Origin of the sequence: Candidatus Nitrosotenuis aquarius, assembly GCF_002787055.1 — an archaeon.
Taxonomy (GTDB): domain Archaea; phylum Thermoproteota; class Nitrososphaeria; order Nitrososphaerales; family Nitrosopumilaceae; genus Nitrosotenuis; species Nitrosotenuis aquarius.
The window spans coordinates 917,280-937,073 of the sequence record NZ_CP024808.1 but is presented as its reverse complement, the minus strand read 5'-3'; the positions used below and the strand labels follow the sequence as shown (position 1 = coordinate 937,073).

The 19,794-nt window shown below is 43.4% G+C and carries 23 protein-coding genes and 3 tRNA genes; 14 read left to right on the top strand and 12 right to left on the bottom strand.

Translation table 11 applies throughout. The annotated features are described in order from the left end of the window. Nucleotides 1-32: 32 nt before the first annotated feature. Genes NAQ_RS05575 through NAQ_RS05555 form a run of 5 tightly spaced genes read left to right on the top strand, consistent with a single transcriptional unit; the run spans nucleotide 33 to nucleotide 5,978 of the window. Nucleotides 33-545, top strand: coding sequence for a DNA replication complex GINS family protein (locus NAQ_RS05575; RefSeq protein ID WP_100182612.1), 513 nt, complete (start codon nucleotides 33-35; stop codon nucleotides 543-545). Continuing rightward, complete coding sequence (locus tag NAQ_RS05570; RefSeq protein WP_100182611.1) at nucleotides 542-2,617, top strand: minichromosome maintenance protein MCM; 2,076 nt, start codon at nucleotides 542-544, stop codon at nucleotides 2,615-2,617. Before NAQ_RS05575 ends, NAQ_RS05570 begins: the two co-directional genes overlap by 4 nt. After that, on the top strand, nucleotides 2,614-4,740 hold the full coding sequence (locus NAQ_RS05565) for a DEAD/DEAH box helicase (protein ID WP_100182610.1): 2,127 nt from the start codon (nucleotides 2,614-2,616) through the stop codon (nucleotides 4,738-4,740). Before NAQ_RS05570 ends, NAQ_RS05565 begins: the two co-directional genes overlap by 4 nt. After that, entirely contained in the window at nucleotides 4,741-5,757 is a 1,017-nt protein-coding gene (locus NAQ_RS05560; RefSeq protein ID WP_100182609.1) for an MraY family glycosyltransferase, read from the top strand. Further along, a complete protein-coding gene (locus NAQ_RS05555) occupies nucleotides 5,742-5,978 on the top strand; it encodes a hypothetical protein (RefSeq protein WP_320410606.1) in 237 nt (78 codons plus the stop codon). Before NAQ_RS05560 ends, NAQ_RS05555 begins: the two co-directional genes overlap by 16 nt. Here NAQ_RS05555 and NAQ_RS05550 read toward each other — a convergent pair. The 7 genes from NAQ_RS05550 to NAQ_RS05520 form a co-directional block, all read right to left on the bottom strand. Then, complete coding sequence (locus NAQ_RS05550; RefSeq protein ID WP_100182608.1) at nucleotides 5,975-6,448, bottom strand: acyltransferase; 474 nt, start codon at nucleotides 6,446-6,448, stop codon at nucleotides 5,975-5,977. The two genes, NAQ_RS05555 and NAQ_RS05550, sit on opposite strands and share 4 nt — an antisense overlap. A gap of 1 nt (nucleotide 6,449) precedes the next feature. Next, nucleotides 6,450-6,719 carry a Trm112 family protein gene (locus tag NAQ_RS05545; RefSeq protein ID WP_100182607.1) on the bottom strand — a complete coding sequence of 90 codons (270 nt, stop codon included), beginning with the start codon at nucleotides 6,717-6,719 and terminating at the stop codon, nucleotides 6,450-6,452. After that, on the bottom strand, nucleotides 6,716-7,651 hold the full coding sequence (locus tag NAQ_RS05540; RefSeq protein WP_100182606.1) for a Gfo/Idh/MocA family protein: 936 nt from the start codon (nucleotides 7,649-7,651) through the stop codon (nucleotides 6,716-6,718). Before NAQ_RS05540 ends, NAQ_RS05545 begins: the two co-directional genes overlap by 4 nt. Before the next feature lies 1 nt (nucleotide 7,652). Next, nucleotides 7,653-8,570 (bottom strand): branched-chain amino acid transaminase, encoded by a 918-nt coding sequence (locus tag NAQ_RS05535; RefSeq protein WP_100182605.1) that lies wholly within the window; start codon nucleotides 8,568-8,570, stop codon nucleotides 7,653-7,655. Nucleotides 8,571-8,596: 26 nt separating this feature from the next. After that, a complete protein-coding gene (locus NAQ_RS05530) occupies nucleotides 8,597-9,199 on the bottom strand; it encodes a nucleotidyl transferase family protein (RefSeq protein WP_100182604.1) in 603 nt (200 codons plus the stop codon). A gap of 37 nt (nucleotides 9,200-9,236) precedes the next feature. Continuing rightward, nucleotides 9,237-9,310: transfer RNA gene (locus NAQ_RS05525), tRNA-Pro, on the bottom strand. 36 nt (nucleotides 9,311-9,346) lie between these two features. Beyond that, nucleotides 9,347-10,189: a ferredoxin--NADP reductase gene (locus tag NAQ_RS05520; protein ID WP_100182603.1), complete on the bottom strand. Its 843-nt coding sequence runs from the start codon at nucleotides 10,187-10,189 to the stop codon at nucleotides 9,347-9,349. Between the two features lie 120 nt (nucleotides 10,190-10,309). Between NAQ_RS05520 and NAQ_RS05515 the strand changes: the two genes are divergently transcribed. After that, nucleotides 10,310-10,383 (top strand) — tRNA-Ala (locus NAQ_RS05515). Between the two features lies 1 nt (nucleotide 10,384). Here the strand turns inward: NAQ_RS05515 and NAQ_RS05510 are convergent. Continuing rightward, nucleotides 10,385-10,933 carry a HEAT repeat domain-containing protein gene (locus tag NAQ_RS05510; protein ID WP_100183476.1) on the bottom strand — a complete coding sequence of 183 codons (549 nt, stop codon included), beginning with the start codon at nucleotides 10,931-10,933 and terminating at the stop codon, nucleotides 10,385-10,387. Nucleotides 10,934-11,030: 97 nt separating this feature from the next. Here NAQ_RS05510 and NAQ_RS05505 point away from each other — a divergent pair, with 97 nt between their 5' ends. Further along, the gene (locus tag NAQ_RS05505) at nucleotides 11,031-11,315 is read left to right on the top strand and encodes an AlbA family DNA/RNA-binding protein (protein ID WP_100182602.1); all 285 of its coding nucleotides are present in this window, start codon (nucleotides 11,031-11,033) and stop codon (nucleotides 11,313-11,315) included. Between the two features lie 26 nt (nucleotides 11,316-11,341). Here the strand turns inward: NAQ_RS05505 and NAQ_RS05500 are convergent, their stop codons facing one another. After that, nucleotides 11,342-12,202 carry an isocitrate lyase/PEP mutase family protein gene (locus NAQ_RS05500; RefSeq protein ID WP_420887477.1) on the bottom strand — a complete coding sequence of 287 codons (861 nt, stop codon included), beginning with the start codon at nucleotides 12,200-12,202 and terminating at the stop codon, nucleotides 11,342-11,344. 115 nt (nucleotides 12,203-12,317) lie between these two features. Here NAQ_RS05500 and NAQ_RS05495 point away from each other — a divergent pair, with 115 nt between their 5' ends. Both NAQ_RS05495 and NAQ_RS05490 read left to right on the top strand, forming a co-directional pair. After that, complete coding sequence (locus NAQ_RS05495) at nucleotides 12,318-13,097, top strand: hypothetical protein (RefSeq protein ID WP_100182601.1); 780 nt, start codon at nucleotides 12,318-12,320, stop codon at nucleotides 13,095-13,097. 89 nt (nucleotides 13,098-13,186) lie between these two features. Further along, nucleotides 13,187-13,993: a hypothetical protein gene (locus NAQ_RS05490; protein WP_100182600.1), complete on the top strand. Its 807-nt coding sequence runs from the start codon at nucleotides 13,187-13,189 to the stop codon at nucleotides 13,991-13,993. Here NAQ_RS05490 and NAQ_RS05485 read toward each other — a convergent pair. Then, on the bottom strand, nucleotides 13,990-14,496 hold the full coding sequence (locus tag NAQ_RS05485) for a PadR family transcriptional regulator (protein ID WP_100182599.1): 507 nt from the start codon (nucleotides 14,494-14,496) through the stop codon (nucleotides 13,990-13,992). The genes NAQ_RS05490 and NAQ_RS05485 overlap by 4 nt on opposite strands. Before the next feature lie 101 nt (nucleotides 14,497-14,597). Here NAQ_RS05485 and NAQ_RS05480 point away from each other — a divergent pair, with 101 nt between their 5' ends. From NAQ_RS05480 to NAQ_RS05465, 4 genes are read left to right on the top strand one after another with little or no spacing between them, the layout of a single operon-like run. After that, nucleotides 14,598-16,310 (top strand): succinate dehydrogenase/fumarate reductase flavoprotein subunit, encoded by a 1,713-nt coding sequence (locus tag NAQ_RS05480; protein WP_100182598.1) that lies wholly within the window; start codon nucleotides 14,598-14,600, stop codon nucleotides 16,308-16,310. After that, nucleotides 16,310-16,741, top strand: coding sequence for a succinate dehydrogenase/fumarate reductase transmembrane subunit (locus NAQ_RS05475; protein ID WP_100182597.1), 432 nt, complete (start codon nucleotides 16,310-16,312; stop codon nucleotides 16,739-16,741). The genes NAQ_RS05480 and NAQ_RS05475 overlap by 1 nt, the downstream gene beginning before the upstream one ends. Before the next feature lies 1 nt (nucleotide 16,742). Next, entirely contained in the window at nucleotides 16,743-17,090 is a 348-nt protein-coding gene (locus NAQ_RS05470) for a succinate dehydrogenase/fumarate reductase transmembrane subunit (RefSeq protein WP_100182596.1), read from the top strand. Then, nucleotides 17,091-17,855, top strand: a complete 765-nt coding sequence (locus NAQ_RS05465; protein WP_100182595.1) for a succinate dehydrogenase/fumarate reductase iron-sulfur subunit — start codon at nucleotides 17,091-17,093, stop codon at nucleotides 17,853-17,855. Between the two features lies 1 nt (nucleotide 17,856). Here NAQ_RS05465 and NAQ_RS05460 read toward each other — a convergent pair whose 3' ends face one another. Further along, nucleotides 17,857-18,180: a metal-sulfur cluster assembly factor gene (locus NAQ_RS05460; RefSeq protein WP_100182594.1), complete on the bottom strand. Its 324-nt coding sequence runs from the start codon at nucleotides 18,178-18,180 to the stop codon at nucleotides 17,857-17,859. Between the two features lie 52 nt (nucleotides 18,181-18,232). On the opposite strand from NAQ_RS05460, the gene argH reads away from it, so the two are divergent. Continuing rightward, nucleotides 18,233-19,693 (top strand): argininosuccinate lyase, encoded by a 1,461-nt coding sequence (gene argH / locus NAQ_RS05455; protein WP_100183474.1) that lies wholly within the window; start codon nucleotides 18,233-18,235, stop codon nucleotides 19,691-19,693. Here argH and NAQ_RS05450 read toward each other — a convergent pair. After that, a tRNA-Lys gene (locus tag NAQ_RS05450) sits at nucleotides 19,694-19,767 on the bottom strand. Between the last annotated feature and the right edge of the window lie 27 nt (nucleotides 19,768-19,794).

Below are 19,794 nucleotides of genomic sequence, written 5' to 3'. Positions count from 1 at the left end.
CCATTAAATCCTTGAATCAAGTTTGATAACCATTGAAAATAAACGAGCTTTTGCAAGTGTACACCATAGGTTATCAAATAGAAGACGTAAAGACAGTCATTAATCACGACTTTAAGATCGACGTCTCTGGCGTCACAATTTCCGGCAAGCAAGGCGAAGTAATCAACATGCCGCGCTGGATTGCCCAAACCTTGGAATCCGACTCTCATGCGGAAATCCAAGAATCCGACATGGGAATAGAGCTAACCCAGTCGATTTCCAAGGAAAATTTCCAAGGCGAAGAGCTATCACACCTAGAGCCCGACTTTTACATCAAAGTTAGAGGTTACATGGCAAGGCAATCAGAAAAAGAATATGACAAGCTGGAATCCCTGTTAAACACACTTATCAGAAAAAGACTTGGCAAGCTAATTCCTAGGGCAAATTCTATGGAACTCACTGCAGACCTGGCAAAAAAACTCTCAATTGAGGAGCGCTCTTTATACAATACCATTCACAACAACAGTGCCGATTTCGTAAAACAAATCTTTGGTGAAAAACATTGACGCTTGAAACCCAGTCTCGCAGTGCAACAATAGACCAAGTGCAGCACTTTCTTTCCTCGTTTAAGGACAAGTCAGGACAATTCCACTATGTAGAAGAAATCGACCAAATGATGGCAAAGCAGGCAAAGTTCATCGTAGTCGACTATAATGATATAGTGTCTCACAAAGATATTGAGGTAAAGTTCAACCTAGAACCAGACGAGATCCTCTATGCCTTTTCTCGGGCAATCAAAAACATTCTAGAAGAAAGATTTCCAGATTATGCGGCAAAAATCTCTGATGACATTAGAGTAAGAATTGCAAACTATCCAATTCAGCGCAGCCTCAGACAGATCAATGCCGAAGTAATCGGCAAGATGACAAGCGTCTCAGGCATGGTCGTTCGCTCATCAGAAGTAAAACCACTTGCGAGAAATGTAGTCTACAAGTGTCCGGAAGGACACATTACAGAGGTTCCGCTGGAGCGAGGCCTCAGCATTTACACGCCAAGCAAGTGTTCATCTGAAAAATGCGCACACCGAGATATTCGAATTGATCCAGAAAACAGCAAGTTCATCGACTTTCAAATTGTAAGGCTGCAAGAGCTTCCAGAAGATCTTCCTCCGGGACAGCTACCGCATTACATTGATGTTACAATAAAGCAAGACCTTGTGGACAATGCGCGCCCCGGCGACAGAATCATCCTTACTGGAATTGTCAGAATAGAGCAAGAGCAAATCACTGGAACCAGAGTAAACAGCGGGCTGCACCGACTACGAATTGAAGGAAACAATATTGAATTTCTGGGAGGAAGGGGCGGCAAAAACTCGAGGCGCTCAGAGAGGGAAGAGATATCACCGGAAGAGGAAAAAATAATCAAATCCCTGGCCCAAAATGCCGACATTTACGAGAGACTGATCAACTCGTTTGCTCCGCACATTCAGGGCCACGCAATAATCAAAGAGTCAATTTTGCTTTTGATGGTTGGCTCTACCCAAAGAGTGATGGGCGATGGCACAAAAATACGAGGCGACATTAACGTATTTTTGGTCGGCGATCCAGGTACAGCAAAATCAGAGATGCTCAAGTTCTGTGCAAGACTTGCACCAAGGGGACTTTACACATCAGGTAGAGGTTCAACAGCTGCCGGACTCACAGCAGCCGTGGTTCGTGACAAAACTGGAATCATGATGCTGGAGGCAGGAGCTGTTGTGTTGGGCGACCAAGGCCTAGTCTGCATTGACGAATTTGATAAAATGAAGCCTGAAGACCGAAGCGCACTGCACGAAGTAATGGAACAACAGTCCGCAAGTATTGCAAAGGGTGGAATCGTGGCTACGCTCAACGCCCGAACCTCGATTCTGGCTGCCGCAAACCCAATGTATGGCAAGTACGACCCATTCAAAAATATCACAGAAAATGTCGCATTGCCAATTCCATTATTGACCAGATTCGATTTGATCTTTGTTGTGCGAGACATTCCTTCAAAGGAAAAAGACCGAAACATTGCACAACACATCATAGGACTGCACAAAAAATCTGCAACCGACACCAGATCGCTAATTGATGCAGACATTTTCACAAAATATCTGGCATATTGCAAAAGATCAGATCCAATGTTAACACCAGAGGCAGAGGAAAAAATTCTTGACTATTACCTAAAGATGAGAAATGTAGAATCTGAGGAAATGATCACAGTAACACCAAGACAGCTTGGTGGATTGATCAGACTTGCAACTGCAAGAGCAAGACTGTTAATGAAGGACCAAGTGGAGGCAGAAGACGCAGAGCGAGCAATATTTCTAATCCAAAGCATGCTGGAAGACGCAGGCGTTGATGTAAACACCGGCAAAGTAGACCTTGGTGTACTGCAAGGAAGGCCACACAGCGAGGTATCAAAACTGCAGCTGTTCATGGATGTACTAAAATCACTTGAAGGCGACAGCAAGACCCCAGTTGAGGAAAAGCTCTTCGTCAAGGAGCTAACAAAAACAGGCAAATTCACAGAAGAAGAGGCAAGGAACTTTATTCGAAGAATGCTGCGAGAAGCATCAATTTATGAATCCAAGCCTGGCCACTATAATCGTGTATGAGAATAGAGACACTTGGCATAAACCACTCCGCACAAGAATTTCTAGCTGAGCAAAACATAACAAAACTATATCCTCCGCAGGCAGATGCCGTAAAAGCAGGCCTGCTTGAAGGCCAAAACATACTGGTCGCAGCCCCTACTGCAAGCGGAAAAACCCTGATTGCGATGCTTGCAATGATGGAATTTTTGAGCACAAAACAAGGCAAAATAGTCTACTTGACACCGCTCAGGGCTCTGGCTTCAGAAAAATTCTCGGAATTTAAAAAAATGGAAAAACTCGATTTTGGACGCAGGATCAAGGCAGCAATATCTACTGGTGATTTTGACTCGGTGGACAAGGAATCAGAAAACGCCGACATTGTTGTACTTACAAATGAAAAAATGGACTCGCTAATCCGCCATGGAGCAGAATGGGTTGACAAAATTGGCCTTGTAATAGCAGACGAAGTCCATCTGATCGGTGACAAGGACAGGGGCCCAACACTTGAAGTGGTACTCACAAAACTAAAGGAGCTTCCAGCAAAGCCGCAAATAGTAGGCCTTTCTGCCACCATAACAAATTCTAATGAGCTAGCCGAGTGGCTTGGGTGCAAGCTAGTGTCTAGTGACTGGCGTCCAGTTCCACTAGCCGAGGGAGTCTTTGATGGCGGAACAATACTGTGGAACAATGGAGACTCGGACGAAATAGAATCCAGCATTAGGGGTCCGCCAATAGATCTTTGCCTTGATACCATAAAAAAAGGCGGCCAATCCTTGGTGTTTGCAGAGACACGAACTCGTTCTGCGTCACTTGCCGCAAAAGGCTCTGATGCAGTCTTCAAATTTCTATCAGATTCAGAGAAAAAATATCTCGAAGAAATATCGCAAAAAATTCTAGATAACAACGAACACACTGATCTAATCAAAACGCTTTCCTCTCTACTAAAGAAAGGAGTTGGATTCCATCATGCGGGCCTCAACCAAAACTGCCGGGAAATAGTAGAGACGGAATTCAGAAATGGCAAGATCAAGCTCTTGGCATCAACTCCTACTCTTGCTGCAGGCGTAAACCTTCCTGCAAGGCGCGTTATCATATCTAGTATTGTGAGATATGACGTCAAGGCGGGCGCAAACAAGCCAATTAGCATTCTAGAATACAAACAATTGTGCGGAAGGGCAGGCAGGCCACAATACGACAAGTTCGGCGAGGCAATAATTGTGGGCAATGCAAACTCGTCTGATCTTACTGAATACTACATCAACGGCACACCCGAGCCAATAGAATCGCAATTGGCAGACGACAAGGCGCTTCGAATCCACATTCTGAGCCATATTGTGTCAAATCCTGGAATCAAAGGAGAAGAAATACTTGGATTTTTTCAAAAAACTCTTGCAGGCCTGCAGATAAGAAAAAACACACTTTCGTTTTCAATAGAAATTGCAAAAAAATTCCTGCTTCGCGAAAACCTCATCGTACAAAAAGCAGAGCGTTTTGCCGCAACAGAGTTTGGCAAAAAGGTGTCAATGCTGTACATTGACCCAATTACTGCGATTTACTTTAAGCGCGGATTGGAAGCCGTATCGGAAAACAATGCCCACACATTTGGGTTCTTGCACCTAGTGTCGAGCTGCGAAGAGTTCTTTCCCAAGTTTTCCCTAAGAAACAAGGATTACGAAACACTAAGCACGCTAATTGAGAATAAGTCATCTGAGCTCATAGAACCAATATCAGAATATGACTGCAACCGAAGTCTCTTGGCATTACATTCCTGGATATCGGAATCATCAGAGATTCACCTGTCTGACAATCTTGGGATTGAATCCGGTGACATGCACAGGATGGTGGAGACTGCCGACTGGCTCGTGTATTGTCTGTATGAGCTTGCCAAGCTGGCAGAACGTGCAGATCTGCTGGAGGAGCTCTCTACTCTACGAAAGAGGATCTCTTATGGAATAAAGCAAGAACTGGTAGAATTAGTCCAAATACGTGGAATTGGGCGCGTGCGCGCACGAAAACTGTATGATCACGGAATAAGAACAGTGTCCGATCTACAACAAATTCCAGTCAACAAGCTGGCAGAAATTGATAAAATCGGCCCAACCATTGCAGATAATATTAAATCTCAACTCAAAAAAGTGAGATAATTGCAAGAGTTTATCATTGCAGCAGTGGTTACATCGGCAATTGCGTTTTTTGTTGTTTTTGGTATGGTTCCACCACTCATCAAAGCCCTGACTAGGAAAAATTGGGCAGTCAAGGATGTAAACAGGGTTGGCGGCGCAATGGTGCCAAGGCCTGGTGGGCCTGCGATACTTGCAGGAATAATCGCAGCTGAAATATCACTTTATTTTCTATTGCCGCAGGAAAAAATCATCACAAGAGGAATCACTGCTCTTCTAATCACAACGTCTGCGGCATTTGTAATTGGATTTATTGACGATAGGCGAGTTATGGGGGGATGGTTCAAACCACTTGCACTGGCGGGTGCCGCCATTCCGATTATTGCACTTGGCGCATATGAGCCGAATCTGGCATTTCCGCTCTTTGGGGAGGTAAAAATCCCAGCGTTATACCTAGGCCTGATTATATTCATGATCCCAATTACTGGAAACACAATAAACTCTATTGATGTGATGAACGGGATCGCAAGCGGATTTATGATGATTGCATCATTTTCACTTGCAATTGTACTGTTTGTTATGCAAAACTATTCCGTTGCAATAATGACACTGCCCATTGCATTTGCATCACTTGCATTCTTTAGGTATCACAGATTTCCAGCCAAAATATTTCCAGGAGATTCGGGGGCTCTGACACTTGGTGCTGCATATGGAGTAATTGCTATTGTGGGCCGCGTCGAGGTGATTGCGGCAATTGCACTTTTGCCTGCCATAATCAATTCTTTCTTGTTTTTATCAAGCGTAAAGAGAATTGTGGAGCACAGGCAGATCAAAGGACCTACTACACACACGGAAGACCACAAAATAACTGCTACAAAGGAACTGGATGCGCCAGTCACACTGGTAAGGCTGATTGTAGCGGCAAAACCCTTGACAGAAAAGGAAATTGGCTTTGCAATCTTTAGGCTGGCTATATTTTCGGGAATCTTGGCAATAATTACTGCATTTGCATCAGGAGTTGTAGTTTGGCCCAGCTCTTGATTTTTGCATTCATTGGCATAATGTGGATTCTGATACTGGCAGGCGGAGGTATTCTTGTTACACTAGTTTCAAAAATCTCAATTTCTGGTTATGGAGAACAAATGGACTTTTTTGTTGCGTCTCTAATCAAGGCGGCGATTGCTCTGGTCTTGGTTGTGTTCTGGGTAATTGTGCTATCAAAACTGAAAAACAAAATATTTCAAAAACAGATCAAGGCCTAGGCCTTCCACTGGGCCTGCTTTTTGTCGTATTCTGATCTGCTGTACTTTATCTTGGCTGGCACACCTGCGACTACGGTGTCATCTGGCACGTCTTTTGTTACTACTGCGCCCATTGCAACTACGCTGTTTTTTCCAATTGTGACTCCTGCCTTTATGACTGCGCGAGATCCAATCACTGCACCATCCTTTATTGTGACTCCTATCATTTTCTGGCTTGGAGGGTACGGGTCGTTAGTTAACGCAGCTGCTGGACCAATGAATACATTTTTGCCTATTTTTGATAGTGGCGGAATGTATACTTGGCCTTCGATCATGGTGTTATCGCCAATTATGACATTATAGTCGACATGGGCAAGTGAGCCAATTTTGACATTATCGCCTAGTATGGTGTTGTCTCCAACATATGTAAAATGCCAAATCTTGACGTTTTTTCCTATCTTTGCCTTATCGGAAATAAAATTGGTTACCAAACTATAGGTGCCATGGATTTGCGTCTTTAATTATTTTTTGAGGTAGACTCTGCTTGTTTTTTTCCAAAAAGTCAATGTCCTGCTTTTTGTCTCGGAGCTCATCAGGAAGCATTATTGGTATTTCTTCTATTATTGGGTAGAATCTGGCGCATTTTGAACAAAACAGTGCGCCTTCTATAATGACTTCTTGCTCTGATTTTGTCTCGTGTAATTCCAGAGGAAATTGTTTGTCAATTGGACATACCAACATGTCCATCATTTTTTTGTTCATTTTAAATCGATATACACTGGAACTCCTTTCTGGCTGGATAATAACGCTGCCTCTGCTATCTTGGTCACATTTACTGCCTCTTCTGCTCTGACTCGTGGGGTGTTCTTTGACTCTAGCGCATCCAAGAAGCTCTTTATCTCAAGGGTAAGTGGTTCTTGTTTTTCCTTTCTTGGAGTCTCAGAGCCTTGATCTTTTTCTATCTTGACTTCTTGTGTGATAAAATCGCCAGAGATTATTCCTTCAGTGCACACTGCGTTAAAGTGCCTGACACGCGACGGTGTTATCCAGTTTGATGATATTACAGCTACTTTGTTGTCTTTGAAGCCAAGCATTATTGTTGCAAAATCTTCATGCTCATGTCGTATCTTGCCGGATCTTGCAAATACCACCTGGGGTACATCATCGAATAGATACATCGCAGTGTCAATGTCATGCACTGATGTATCGTATATGATGCCGACATCCTTGATGTGAAGTGGCATTCTGTTTTCTCTGTGAAACTCTAGCATGATCAGCTCGCCGTACTTTTTTGATTTGACAAATTCCTTTACTGTTTCTACTGCTGGGTTGAATCGCTCAATGTATCCGCAGGTAAGGATGACATCATTTTTTTTGGCAAGCTCTGCAAGCTTGAGGCCTTCTTCGGACTTGTATGTCATTGGCTTTTCCACAAAGACTGATTTCTTCTTTTGAATCAGTTTTGACGCAATATCAAAATGCGTAACTGTTGGCGTGCAGACAAAAACTGCGTCGATTTGCTCTGACTCCAGCATTGTATCTAGCGAGGTATAGTGGTTTACGTTGTATTTCTGACCTGCTTCTCCTGCCCTGGCTTCGTCTGCATCACACACTGCAACTAGGGCGCCAAGCTGGGATAAAACGCGGGCATGGTTTTTGCCCCACCCTCCAACTCCTATTTGTGCTACTTTCAAGCTAATACACAGGGCTTAGCCAGCTGGAATATTTGTCGTTTTTTGCAGCAACTATATCCAAATACGTCGAAACGATTTCTTTTGTGATGTTTCCAGGCTTTCCGGTGCCGATTTTTTTACCGTCAATGCTGATCACCGGCGTTATCTCTGCGGCAGTTCCGGTGAGAAACATTTCATCTGCCAAATATGCTTCCCCACGCGTGATTGTCTTTTCTTTTGTGGAATAGCCAAGATCTTTTGCAATTTTCAGTACAGAATCTCGTGTTATTCCCTCTAGTGCGGAGGACTCCAGTGGCGGTGTAATGAGCGTATTATTTTTCACAATGAAAACGTTCTCGCCAGGCGCCTCACTCAGATTTGCGTTCAAATCAAGCAGGATTGCCTCATCATATCCATTTCTTTTGCATTCCTGTGTTGCCAAAATAGAGTTCAGATAGTTCCCACCCATCTTTGCTAGGGGCGGCGTTGACTGGTCGCTGAACTTGCGCCACGAAGAAATCCCGACACTGATTCCATTTTTGTCAAAGAGGTCACCAAACGGAAACATGAATGCAGCAACATGAGTCGGGGCGTTTTCATTTATGTGCAAATTGATTCCATATTGGCCAACGAAATAGAAAGGCCTGATATAGCAGGATCTTCTCATGTTGTTTTTCTTGCATAATTGTATTAGCGCATCCATTATTTGTTCATTTGAGAATTTCAGAGAAATAGAATAGAATCTTCCAGACTGTCTGAATCGCTTGATGTGGTCTTCTAGTCTGAAAATGTACAAATTCTTTGAATTCCAATATGCGCGAATTCCCTCAAAGATTGATGTGCCATAATGTATGGCGTGTGTTGTGATTGGCACGTTTGCCTTGTTTAGCGGAATAAATTTGCCGTCAAACCAGACAAATTTGGAAATGTCAAATTTCATAGTGTGATTTTTGCAATGGCATTAATCTATCTTGTCTTGAGGCCGGCCTTTGGGAATTTCATTCCCGCAACTCTGGTAGTCATGTCTTCAGAATTTGCGTATTTTTCAACAACGGCCCAGTTTTCCTCAATTATTTTTGCTACTTGTTCTGGAACATCGCTTCTCCAGTCTGTCTTTTTTCCATTTGCAGATTCGTACAGTTTGTCCTTGACTGAGGATGCCGACAGAGCCCTACGTGCGCCCACCCGTGGATTAAGCCTGTATGCCTTGAGCATTAGGCCTTCGGTTTTATCGCCAGTGTATGTGTAATAGTCATTCCCTACTCCGTCCAGGATTTGTGAACGCAGCTTCCATGAGTATGGGGACAAGACAGGTGGAAAATATCGGTAAAACGGGGCATGAAACGTATAGTTTGAGGATACCCCAATAGAGTCACCAAACACCGAAAACAGCATCTTTTTTCGTATCTCATAGCTGAATGGAAAACTCTTGCTGTTTATCTCAACGCCGTCATCCAAAAATACAACGGGCATCACTATTACTTTGTCTTCTTTTTTTAGGTCATTTATGATTTCTACATGTGCGTTGGTCAGTGGATTTAGGTGTGCAAGGTAAATTACAACGGTCAAGCGAATTTGGTATTTTTTGGTACTATTTCAATTAATGTGGGGACGATGGGACTTGAACCCATGATCTCCAGCGCCCGAGGCTGGCAGTATACCAAGCTAACCTACGTCCCCGAATTTGGGACAAAACTAAACAATATTACCTTTGAGTTATCCGTAAGACTCGTACTTTACTTCAAAGCTTCCATCTGGGCGCTTGTTTCTCTCTGTGACAAATCCCTTGGCACCAAGATAATCCATACAGCCGTCGATGGTTCCCTGCCATCCGCAAATGTAAAACATTGTGTTTTGCGGAGTCACTCGCTCGCCAATCATCTGCTCTAGCGGTGATGGTTCGCCGTCCTTTGATCTTAGGAATGTTTCTACCCTACCTGTTTGCCCACTCCAAGAACGGTTAAACCATTCCTGTGGTCTGCTGACTGCTGCACGATATCTAAAATTCCACTTGTCGCGGCCTTTGTCGATGCTCTCCATTTCAAGATTGGTAAAGAGTTCCTTGTAGCTTAGCTCATCCACATAGCTTGCCCCGTGTAAAACAACAACTTCGCGTTTGTCGCCTACTGCGTGCAAATGTTGTGCAAAGCTGACAAATGGAGCAACTCCTGTTCCGCCTCCAAGGCAAACAATTCTTCGCTCGTCTTTTTGTCCATTTGGAAGCTTGTCGTTAATTAGTAATGCCGCGCCTGTTGGCCTAATCCAAGTCACCTCGTCGCCTTCCTTTGCATTGAACAGTTGCGTAGTTAGTCGTCCTGGAAGTGGCTTTCTTACCCATCTAATTACAAGCTCGATGTATTTTTTGTTCTCCGGATTTGATGCAATGGAATATGCTCGTCGGATTACTTTACCCTCACTTGGAACATTCATTCCAATTGTCAGGAATTGACCAGCCTTGTAATCTGGAATCACTCCGTCATTTGGAACAAGACGGAAAATCGCCAAGTCTTCTTTTAGTAATTGAATATAAGTGATGGTTGCTTTGTTTTCTACTACCACATCAAGACCTGTCTGCTGACGGTTAAATATTTTATGTTAAATGATAATCAAATTTCTTTTTTCCAGCTAAACGTTAATAATCGATCTGAAAACTTCAAAGGCGAACCAGTTTGGTTTTGTGGGCCGGTCGTCTAGACTGGTAGGATACGCCCTTGGCATGGGTGAGATCGAGGGTTCAAATCCCTCCCGGTCCACTTACAAATTATTTCTGGCAATAACTAGCAGACTGCTAATCTCCGGATCTCCGTCATGCGTTAGATTCTCTAATCTCATCAGCAAAGACTTGTCGCCGATGTCGATTGCTGATTTTATTGCGCTTTTTTTTACTTCCAAGTTCGGATCATCGAGGCATTTTTGTATTGCAGATGTGGCTTCTACCGCCCTAAGAAAGCCTAATGCGCCTACTGCACAGGAGCGTACCATCGCACTACTGTCTTCAGTAAGCTGAATTATTTCTGATACTGCCACTCTATCGTTTCTATTTGCCAATACCAGCGCACAATATCCACGAATGTTCTTGCTTTTGCTTTTCAGATTTGCAAGCAAAACCTCGGAAATGTCGTTGTCATTTAAAAGCAGAGTACTAAATGCTTCACCCCTTAATTCAATGTCTTCATCATCAAATATGGAAATTATGGACTGCAAAATCTCACCATTGGTAGAATTTGATAATGATTCTAGCGCAATGATTTTGTCTTCCTTTGAGCCAGACTGCAGGACTTTTTTGAATTGCTCAGAATCCATCCTTTGTGTATTGCACATGTAAGCAAATAAGAAATTTTTGAATTGCAAGCAAGAATTTTGTTTTTAGCTTTAAATTATCGATGTCTGTGATTAGTGCATGTCCGAAAACAGAGACGTAATTTTCATTGGCAAGAAGCCATTGATGGCGTATGTAACATCTACGCTTATTCAGTTGGCTAATCTTCCATCAGTGCATATCAAGGCTAGAGGACTAAGCATTGGACGCGCAGTAGATGTTGCACAAATCATCTCACGCAAAACAGAAAATGCTGGATATTCCATTGGCCAAATCAAGATAGGCTCTGAACAACTAGAATCCAAAGACGGCAAGTCACGAAACGTATCCACAATAGAAATCGAAGTAAAAAGAAACGCATCTTAATCGTTTCTTTACTTGGACTTTTTTATTTATCCACTTTTGTAGCGGTTTTCCATGTTTCGAAATTTTGATAGTTCCACAATATCGTTGAATTGATCAAAGGTAACGACATTTTTTGCCAGTCTTTTTGTCGTGCCTGATTTTTTTAGCTCCTTGAGAATAGCAAGTGAGGCAAACGTATTGGCATAAAGAACCGAAAGTGGATACAGGATTATCTTAAAGCCCATTTTGTGCAGTTCCTTGGCAGACAGGACCGGTGTTGCTCCGCCCTCTATCATGTTTGCAACAAGTGGCGCATTGATCTCTTTGCCGATTTTTTTCATCTCGTCAATTGATCTTGGAGCCTCTACAAAGACTGCGTCTGCACCGATTTTTTTATAGTATTTTGCGCGCTCTATTGCCTCATCTAGGCCCCTGGTTGCCCGAGCATCCGTTCTTGCAACAATGATAAAGTCCTTGCTTTTTTTGGCGTCAACTGCAGCTTGAAGTTTTTCTGCATACTCTTCTTTTTCAATTACTTCTTTTCCCGCCATGTGGCCACACCGCTTGGGCCATCTCTGGTCTTCTAGGAATATTCCGGCAGCACCTGCAGACTGTAGTTCGTTTACAAGCTTCCATACAGACAATGCATTCCCATAGCCGGTATCGGAATCAACTATCACCGGAACTGAGACTGCTCTGCAAATTCTCCTTGCGTTTTCGGTGGTCTCTGTAGCTCCTATGAATCCATAGTCAGGCATTCCAAATAATGTGGCAGATGTACCGTATCCAGTTTGGAACATCGCCTCAAAGCCCACCTTTTGCGCAATTTTTGCACCAATTGCGTCATAGACGCCAGGAATCACAAGCGGTTTTGATGGATCATTGATAAGCTGCTTGAGGGTCTTCAACAAAAAACATGGTTGACTTTGTTATTTATGAATAGCTACATTTGATCCATAATTTGCAAAAACACTTACCTATTCTACATAGGATTTAATTATCGCCGGACTCGACTCAAAATCAATGACCAAGCTATTACAAGTATTGATTGCAGCAGGAATTCTTTCAATCTCACTGTTTACAGCTAATGTTTATGCATCAGAAAATGCAAACTGTAGCCGAGACTGTGAAGCACCAACCCTTGGCGTCACAGACAGTGGACAGCGAGTAATTGATTATGGGTTGGCAATTAATGGCAGAACCTTTGAGGTAGACCACCAAATTCAGACAAATCCAACCATGACCTTTACCACAGGCAACACTGCAAAGGTAAAGCTCATGATTTACGAAAATGATGGAGTGGATGAATTCAGACACGCCTCAATAGCAATAACTGACTATATGGATGACAAAAACCAAAACGACAAAGTCCTGATCTCGTTTGACCAGACCTTTGACGGTGTGCAGTCATTTGAGGTCACGGATGCCAATGGTTATGTCAAGGACGTCAATGTCAAGGCAACACAACTTGACCAATGGCGTACAGAGGTAGTATATTCATTCAAGCCAGTAAAGCCATTTGAGACCTCTGCTCTAGTTGTTGAAATGTGGGATGAGGAGCGAAGCTCAAGAAGCAACGTATTTCTCAACGCAGTCAAAGCAACCGGTGAAGAGATAATCGAATATGTTCCTGTACAATCACCATATGTTCCTCCACCATTACAGCAAGTAAATGATGGAATTGCTCCACAAGATGTAGAATGCAGACAAGGATTGGAACTAGTAATTCGCGTAACTGGCACTCCAGCATGCGTCTATCCATTCACTGCAGACACACTAAGAGCATGGGGATTGGTTGAATAATTCTACAACCATTTCTTTTTGCTTTTTTATTATATGATATTATTCTATTTACATAGAATTTATTTATCAGGCATCTTACCCAAAAACTGATGATAAAGATTGTTTTTGTTGCAGTCCTTGCATTATTTTCCGTATCATTAATCTCAACTAGTTTTGCAGACACTGGATGCCGAAGGGACTGCGAACCACCAACACTTGGTGTGTTATACACTGGACAAAAAGTAGTCGAAAAAGGCTTTACAATTAACGACAAGTCATTTGATGTTGCAGAAAGAACACAAACAGTGCCAACAACCGCACTTAGAACTGGGCAACCAGTAAATGTCAAGATTATAACATATGAAAATTCTGGCGCAACCTATCTTAGAGATGTCTCGCTATCAATAGGCAGCTTTGAGGATGACAGACACAAAAACATACTTGCCACAATATCATTTCAACAACCCTTTACTGGATTGTTGAACAGGCCTCTTGCCTCGAACTCTGATGTATCGCAGACCACCAAAGTCGATGATCCTACGGGACTGCTCAAGGATGTCGCAATTACTGCATCTGAGGTTGACTCGTATAGGACCAAAGTTGAAATGTCATTTAAGATACTACGATCACTAGATAATTCTGATATCATAATCCAAACAATGGATGCAAAAAGGCACACTGGCTATAATGTATTGTATGATGCAATCAAAGTAGGTGGCAAAGACATTACTGAAAAGCTAGCGCCACCAGCAAAAACACCACCGCCACCACCACTAAAACAACTACAAAAGAAGGTCCCATTGCAAAATATAGAGTGCCGTGATGGCTATGAAAAGGTCACCCGAAATAATGGTGCGGTGGCATGCGTATCTACATACACTGCAGACATGCTAAGAAGCATGGGTCATGCTTCCTAGTCGATTTTAATCTCTTTTCCCTGCTTTGATTCCTGAGCATCTATCTTTTGCAGCTCGTTTTGGAGGAACTTTCTGTATTTTGACATTTCGTCTTTGGTCATCTTGGAGACATTAGATGATAGCAGGGTGCCCATCATGTTCATTCGCTCAATTAGGTCCATTGCTACAAATCTTCCCACGTTTTTGACTCTCATTAGGACGTCCAGCTGATTTTTTATCACTTGGTTTATCTTTTCTAGGTCTTCGGATGTTGCCTTGCCCTTCTTTGTTATCTGGTATTTTCCATCCTTTGTCTCCTCAACTAGTCCTTCGTCCAGCAGTCTTCCCAAAAGCGGATAGATCAATCCTGGTGATGGTTTCCACATTCCCTCACTTTGAGCTTCTGCTGAATCGATGATCTCTTTGCCTGTGTGCGGTTTCGTGGACAATAATTCTAAAATGTAATGCCTGGAGAATCCTCGAGGAACTGAGCTTCCTACTCGCTGAAACCACTCTGATACCATCGCTAGCGATATCACTAGCGATAAATATAAGGATTATGCGAAAATTCTGGCGTTTTTCTTTTGAATACATATTTATCCGATTTTTGGAGGTCCAATAGCAGATGGTTGATTCTATCGAATATGATCTGATTATTGTTGGATCGGGTCTTGCAGGTCTTCGAGCGGCAATAGAGGCAGCAAAGACAAGCTCGAATCTAAAGATAGGAGTCATATCCAAAGTTCAGGTAATGCGTTCTCACTCTGTTTCTGCCGAGGGTGGAACAGCTGCAGCACTGTTTGAAGAAGAAGGAGACAGTATAGAGTCTCATATTTATGATACCGTTAAAGGAAGCGATTTTTTGGCAGACCAAGATGTTGCAGAGCGACTCTGCAAGGAAATGCCAAGAGAGGTCTATCAGCTAGAGCACTGGGGGATGCCATGGTCTAGAAGAAAGGACGGACGAATTGCGCAAAGACACTTTGGGGGTTACAGCTTCCCACGCGCTACATTTGCCTCAGACAAGGTTGGTTTTTTTGAAATGCAGACACTCTATGATACTTGTCTGAAATTTGATAACATTTCATTTCTCAACGAATGGTTTGTTACCGCAATAATTCATGATGGCCAGCAATTCATGGGAGTTACTGCAATAGAGTTGTCAAGTGGTACATTTTACACAATTCGAGCAAAAGCAATGATAATTGCAACAGGCGGAGCGGGAAGAATTTACTCGTTTTCTACATATGCGCTGTCTTCAACACCTGATGGTTTGGATATGGCGTACAGGGCAGGCCTTGCATTAAAGGACATGGAATTTGTCCAGTTTCATCCAACTGGAATCTTGCCATCTGGAATTCTAATTACAGAAGCAGCTCGAGGAGAAGGCGGTTACTTACTTAACAAGGATGGTGAGAGATTCATGAAGCGGTACGCTCCAAGCAAGATGGAACTTGCCCCTCGTGATATAGTATCAAGATCAATTATGAGTGAAATCCGTGAGGGACGTGGATTCAAACACGAAACAGGGGTTGACTGCATGAAGCTAGACCTGCGACATATTGGCGACGAAGCAATCAAGGAAAAACTAGGTGCAATCCGAGAAATATCAATCAAGTTCTCTGGAATAGACCCTGCGCAGGAGCCCCTTGACATCAGACCAGTATGTCACTACATGATGGGTGGAATTCACACAAACATCGATGGCGCAACAGAACTCAAAGGAGTCTGGGCAGCAGGCGAAGCTGCATGCAATTCCGTCCATGGTGCAAACAGACTTGGGGCAAACTCTACGTCTGAATGTATTGTTTGGGGCAAGATCACGGGAAAAAATGCAGCAGAATATGCACTAAACGCAAAGACCTCATCGCAATTCCCGCATCAACTAGTTACACTGGAAGAAAAAAGAATCTATGACGGAATATTCCGCGGACAAGGAGAATACAACCCATACGAAATACGACAAGAGCTCACCGATACAATGAATGATAAGGCATACGTATACAGAACAGAATCCGATCTGGTCGAAGGACTCAAAAAACTGCGCGAACTAAAGGCAAGGACCTGGAAGCATGTGGATGACAAGGCAAAGGAATACAACACAAACTTTTCCAATGTGATGGAGCTTGATTCGATGTTTAGAGTGGCCGAAGTAGTGCTAATTGGTGCAATCAATAGGCGCGAATCTCGTGGGGCCCATGCAAGACTGGACTATCCAAGCAGAGACGATGCAAACTTTTTACACCACACACTTGCTTACTATGATCCAAAAGAGCCAATAATGAAAAAGCACCCAGTAACCATAACTAGATACCAACCAGTGGAGAGAAAATACTAATGAAACGAAACGAAAATCGTGAGGGAATCAAAGGCATGGCAAACCCAGGCCGATACGGAATAGAGCGCTTTGCCTATTGGCTGATGAGAATCACGGGTCTTGGCCTCTTGGCATATCTGATTGGGCATGTCTATGAGACAAGCAACATTGTCAACGGTAAGACGGCATGGGATAATTTCCTTAGCCTTACCCAAACCACAGAGGGACATGTGGTTCTGACACTGGTAATTGGCATGTGTGTATTTCATACTGCAAACGGAATTCGAGTTATGCTAGGACACGGCGGGTTCGGCGTTGGCAAGCCTGCACGACCTGACTATCCATACACTCCGGCGTCACAAAACAACATGCACAAGCTTTGCATTTACGCATCAATTGGTCTTGCAGCACTTGCAATGATGTATGGCATGTCAGTATTGTTTGGTGAATAAAATGCGCGAAAGTACAATAATGAAAATCCACTATGGGACAGCCCTTGCTGCCGTAGTGCTAGTCGCAGTACATGTTTTGTTTCGAGTTACAATGATGAACTATGAGGATTCTCTGGCATATGAGAACGTCCTTGCAAACTACAAGTACCTTCCATATGCGATAATGCTGGAGCTGATCTTGGTGTTGCTGTCGGTACACGGATTCAATGGATTGCGTGTCATATTGCTGGAGCTAAAGCAGGGACGATCATACGAAAAAGCAGTAACGTACGGATGCATTGCTGGAATGGCAGGCCTAATAGCATATGGTTCAAGGACTATATTGATGGCAAGCATGGGGATTACGTAAATGAGCGAAACAGCGCTAGCGGAAGAACAATCATCGACTGAGGTCTCTTCATCCAAGATAGTAACACTGCGCATTGCAAAATTCAATCCGGAACGCGATTCCGGCCAGCAGTATGTTGATTTCAAAGTTCCATATGAGAGATGGACTACAGTTCTGGATGCAGTACTTGATGTCAAAAAGCATCTGGACCACTCAGTGGCGGTGCGATATTCATGCAGGCAGGCATCATGCGGTTCTTGTGGAATGAAGATCAATGGCAGGCCAAGGCTTGCGTGCTTTACAAAAATCTCGGAGCTAAACTCTGATATTGTGACTGTAGAGCCGATGAACAACTATCCGATTGTCAGGGACTTGGTGGTAAAACTGGACAAAATGTTTGCAAACCACAAAAAAATGCAGCCATATGTAATACGAGAAGACTCAGAGATAACTGCACCGACCAAGGAATTCAACCAGACGCCAGAGCAGCTAGAAGAATACATCCAGTTTGCAAACTGCATCAAGTGTGGTCTGTGCAATTCCGCATGCCCTACGATGGCAACAGACTCGTCATTTTTGGGTCCGCAGGCACTAGGCCAGGCATACCGATACGTTGCTGACAATCGCGATAAAGGGAAGAACTCTAGACTCAAAATCATTGATGAATCCCATGGAATATGGAGATGCCACTTTGCCGGCTCTTGCAGCCAAGTCTGTCCAAAGGGCGTAGATCCTGCAATGGGAATTCAGCTGTTGCGTGGATATTTGTTGGGATTTAGAAAATAACCTAGGCTGCCTTTTTTGGGTTTGGGCTGTTGTTTACCTGGTTGTTGATTGCCTCTGCCATGAAATGATTTGAGACATTTACCTTGACATCGTCTACCCCGTCAAGCTTTAGCAGATGATCGTGAATGTCTTGGCAAATCTTGAATCCAAAGACTGCTGGACAAAACGGGCTGGTAAGGTGCAAGTCCACTTTGACTGCGGAACCTGAAATGTCGACGTTGTCTACGAGCTCTAGATCAGTAATCGACGTGTTTATTTCTGGATCAACTATTCCGGATAACTCGTCAAAGATTTTTCTTCTGAGCTCTTGTAGGTCTTGTGACATAAACGGCAAATCATCTATGCTATATATAACCATTATAACCCTCTAGTTGGGAATGTATCGGTCTCGACTGGACAAGAACCTGGACAAGCACACATTAGATTATGTCTCGTCAATTTCTGATGATTCTGAAATTGCAATCTATGATATCATTGGCAGCCAAGCTCACTCTATAATGTTGTATGAAAATAAAATTCTCAGCAAATCCGAAGTAAAAAAAATTCTAGTCGCGCTTGAAAAGCTGAAAAAACAAAACCTATCTGACAAGTCTTCTGCCGAAGACATTCATGAGCTAATCGAAACTCTGGTCATACAAAGGACTGGCCTTGCGGCAGGTGGGAAAATGCACACTGCACGCTCTAGAAACGATCAGGTTGCGCTGGATTTACGCATGAAAATACGAGACGACATCAACACCATTTGTAATTGCATTTTGGATATGGTGGAGACACTGGTTGTATTGGCAGAAAAGCACACGGCCACTGCAATGCCTCTATACACTCACTTGCAACAGGCGCAAATTGGCACATTTTCGCACTTTTTGATATCCTATGCCGATGCATTGTTGCGTGATTTTGAGCGATTCTATGACACATTTGGGCGAGTCAACCATTCTCCCCTAGGTGCAGGACCTGTTGGCGGGACATCGTTGCCAATTAACCGAAACAGCACTGCTAGGATGCTTGGATTTTCTGGAATAGTGGAAAACTCGATTGATGCCACATCAAACAGGGACGTTGTTGCTGAATATGTAGGACATGTTGCCATACTTATGACAAATCTGTCTAGAATAGCAGAAGATCTGGTAATCTGGTCCACGTCGGAATTTTCGTTTGTGGAGCTGTCTGACCAGTTTTCATCACCGTCTAGTGTCATGCCACAAAAGAAAAACCCAGACATCTTGGAGCTGACGCGTGGCAAGACAGCGCGAGTAATTGGAAATCTGGTTGCCATACTGTCTAATCTCAAGGGGCTGGCTTCTGGATATGGCCGTGATCTGCAAGAGATCAAGCCGTCTGTCTTTTTGAGCTCGAGTACTGCAATATCTGCACTTGTGGTACTCAATTCCATGTTTGCGACACTAAAGGTAAACAAGCAAAAGATGAACCAGATAGCGGACTCGGGATATCTGGCGGCACTGGACATTGCAGAGGCTTTGGTAAAGGAAGGCCTGCCATTTAGAACAGCACACAAAATTGTAGGAAAGCTAGTCCAAATTGCACACGAATCCAAAATCTCGCTATCCGAGCTTACTGCATCTGAGGTGGCAAGGTCTGTCTCAGAGCGGGAATTTGACGCCAAAAGGCTAGGCAAAATCATCTCCTCAATTAATGCTCAATCTTCGCTTCAGAGCAGGTCTTCTCTTGGATCTGCCGGAATAGCAGAACAAAAGCGACTAATTACAAAGCGCAAGTTCACAATACGGCAATACCAGAAAAATATGGCAAGGCGCAGTGCTCTAATAACTTCTGCAATTGAAAAACTGTCTGCCAAAGTTAGACTGTTGAGTAGGTAGCGGGTTCGCGGGGATTCGGACCCCGGACAGCCGGATTAAAAGTCCGGTACTCTACCTGGCTGAGCTACGAACCCTTCGCAAATTCTCAAAACCGTGTATAA

Excerpts from the sequence above, each read along its gene's own strand:
- NAQ_RS05565 (WP_100182610.1), top strand. The coding sequence starts at position 2,614 with ATGAGAATAGAGACACTTGGCATAAACCACTCCGCACAAGAATTTCTA.
- NAQ_RS05545 (WP_100182607.1), bottom strand. The coding sequence starts at position 6,719 with ATGAACAAAAAAATGATGGACATGTTGGTATGTCCAATTGACAAACAA.
- NAQ_RS05535 (WP_100182605.1), bottom strand. The coding sequence starts at position 8,570 with ATGAAATTTGACATTTCCAAATTTGTCTGGTTTGACGGCAAATTTATT.
- NAQ_RS05510 (WP_100183476.1), bottom strand. The coding sequence starts at position 10,933 with ATGGATTCTGAGCAATTCAAAAAAGTCCTGCAGTCTGGCTCAAAGGAA.
- NAQ_RS05505 (WP_100182602.1), top strand. The coding sequence starts at position 11,031 with ATGTCCGAAAACAGAGACGTAATTTTCATTGGCAAGAAGCCATTGATG.
- NAQ_RS05495 (WP_100182601.1), top strand. The coding sequence starts at position 12,318 with ATGACCAAGCTATTACAAGTATTGATTGCAGCAGGAATTCTTTCAATC.
- NAQ_RS05490 (WP_100182600.1), top strand. The coding sequence starts at position 13,187 with ATGATAAAGATTGTTTTTGTTGCAGTCCTTGCATTATTTTCCGTATCA.
- NAQ_RS05485 (WP_100182599.1), bottom strand. The coding sequence starts at position 14,496 with ATGGTATCAGAGTGGTTTCAGCGAGTAGGAAGCTCAGTTCCTCGAGGA.
- NAQ_RS05480 (WP_100182598.1), top strand. The coding sequence starts at position 14,598 with ATGGTTGATTCTATCGAATATGATCTGATTATTGTTGGATCGGGTCTT.
- NAQ_RS05475 (WP_100182597.1), top strand. The coding sequence starts at position 16,310 with ATGAAACGAAACGAAAATCGTGAGGGAATCAAAGGCATGGCAAACCCA.
- NAQ_RS05470 (WP_100182596.1), top strand. The coding sequence starts at position 16,743 with ATGCGCGAAAGTACAATAATGAAAATCCACTATGGGACAGCCCTTGCT.
- NAQ_RS05465 (WP_100182595.1), top strand. The coding sequence starts at position 17,091 with ATGAGCGAAACAGCGCTAGCGGAAGAACAATCATCGACTGAGGTCTCT.
- NAQ_RS05460 (WP_100182594.1), bottom strand. The coding sequence starts at position 18,180 with ATGTCACAAGACCTACAAGAGCTCAGAAGAAAAATCTTTGACGAGTTA.
- argH (WP_100183474.1), top strand. The coding sequence starts at position 18,233 with ATGTATCGGTCTCGACTGGACAAGAACCTGGACAAGCACACATTAGAT.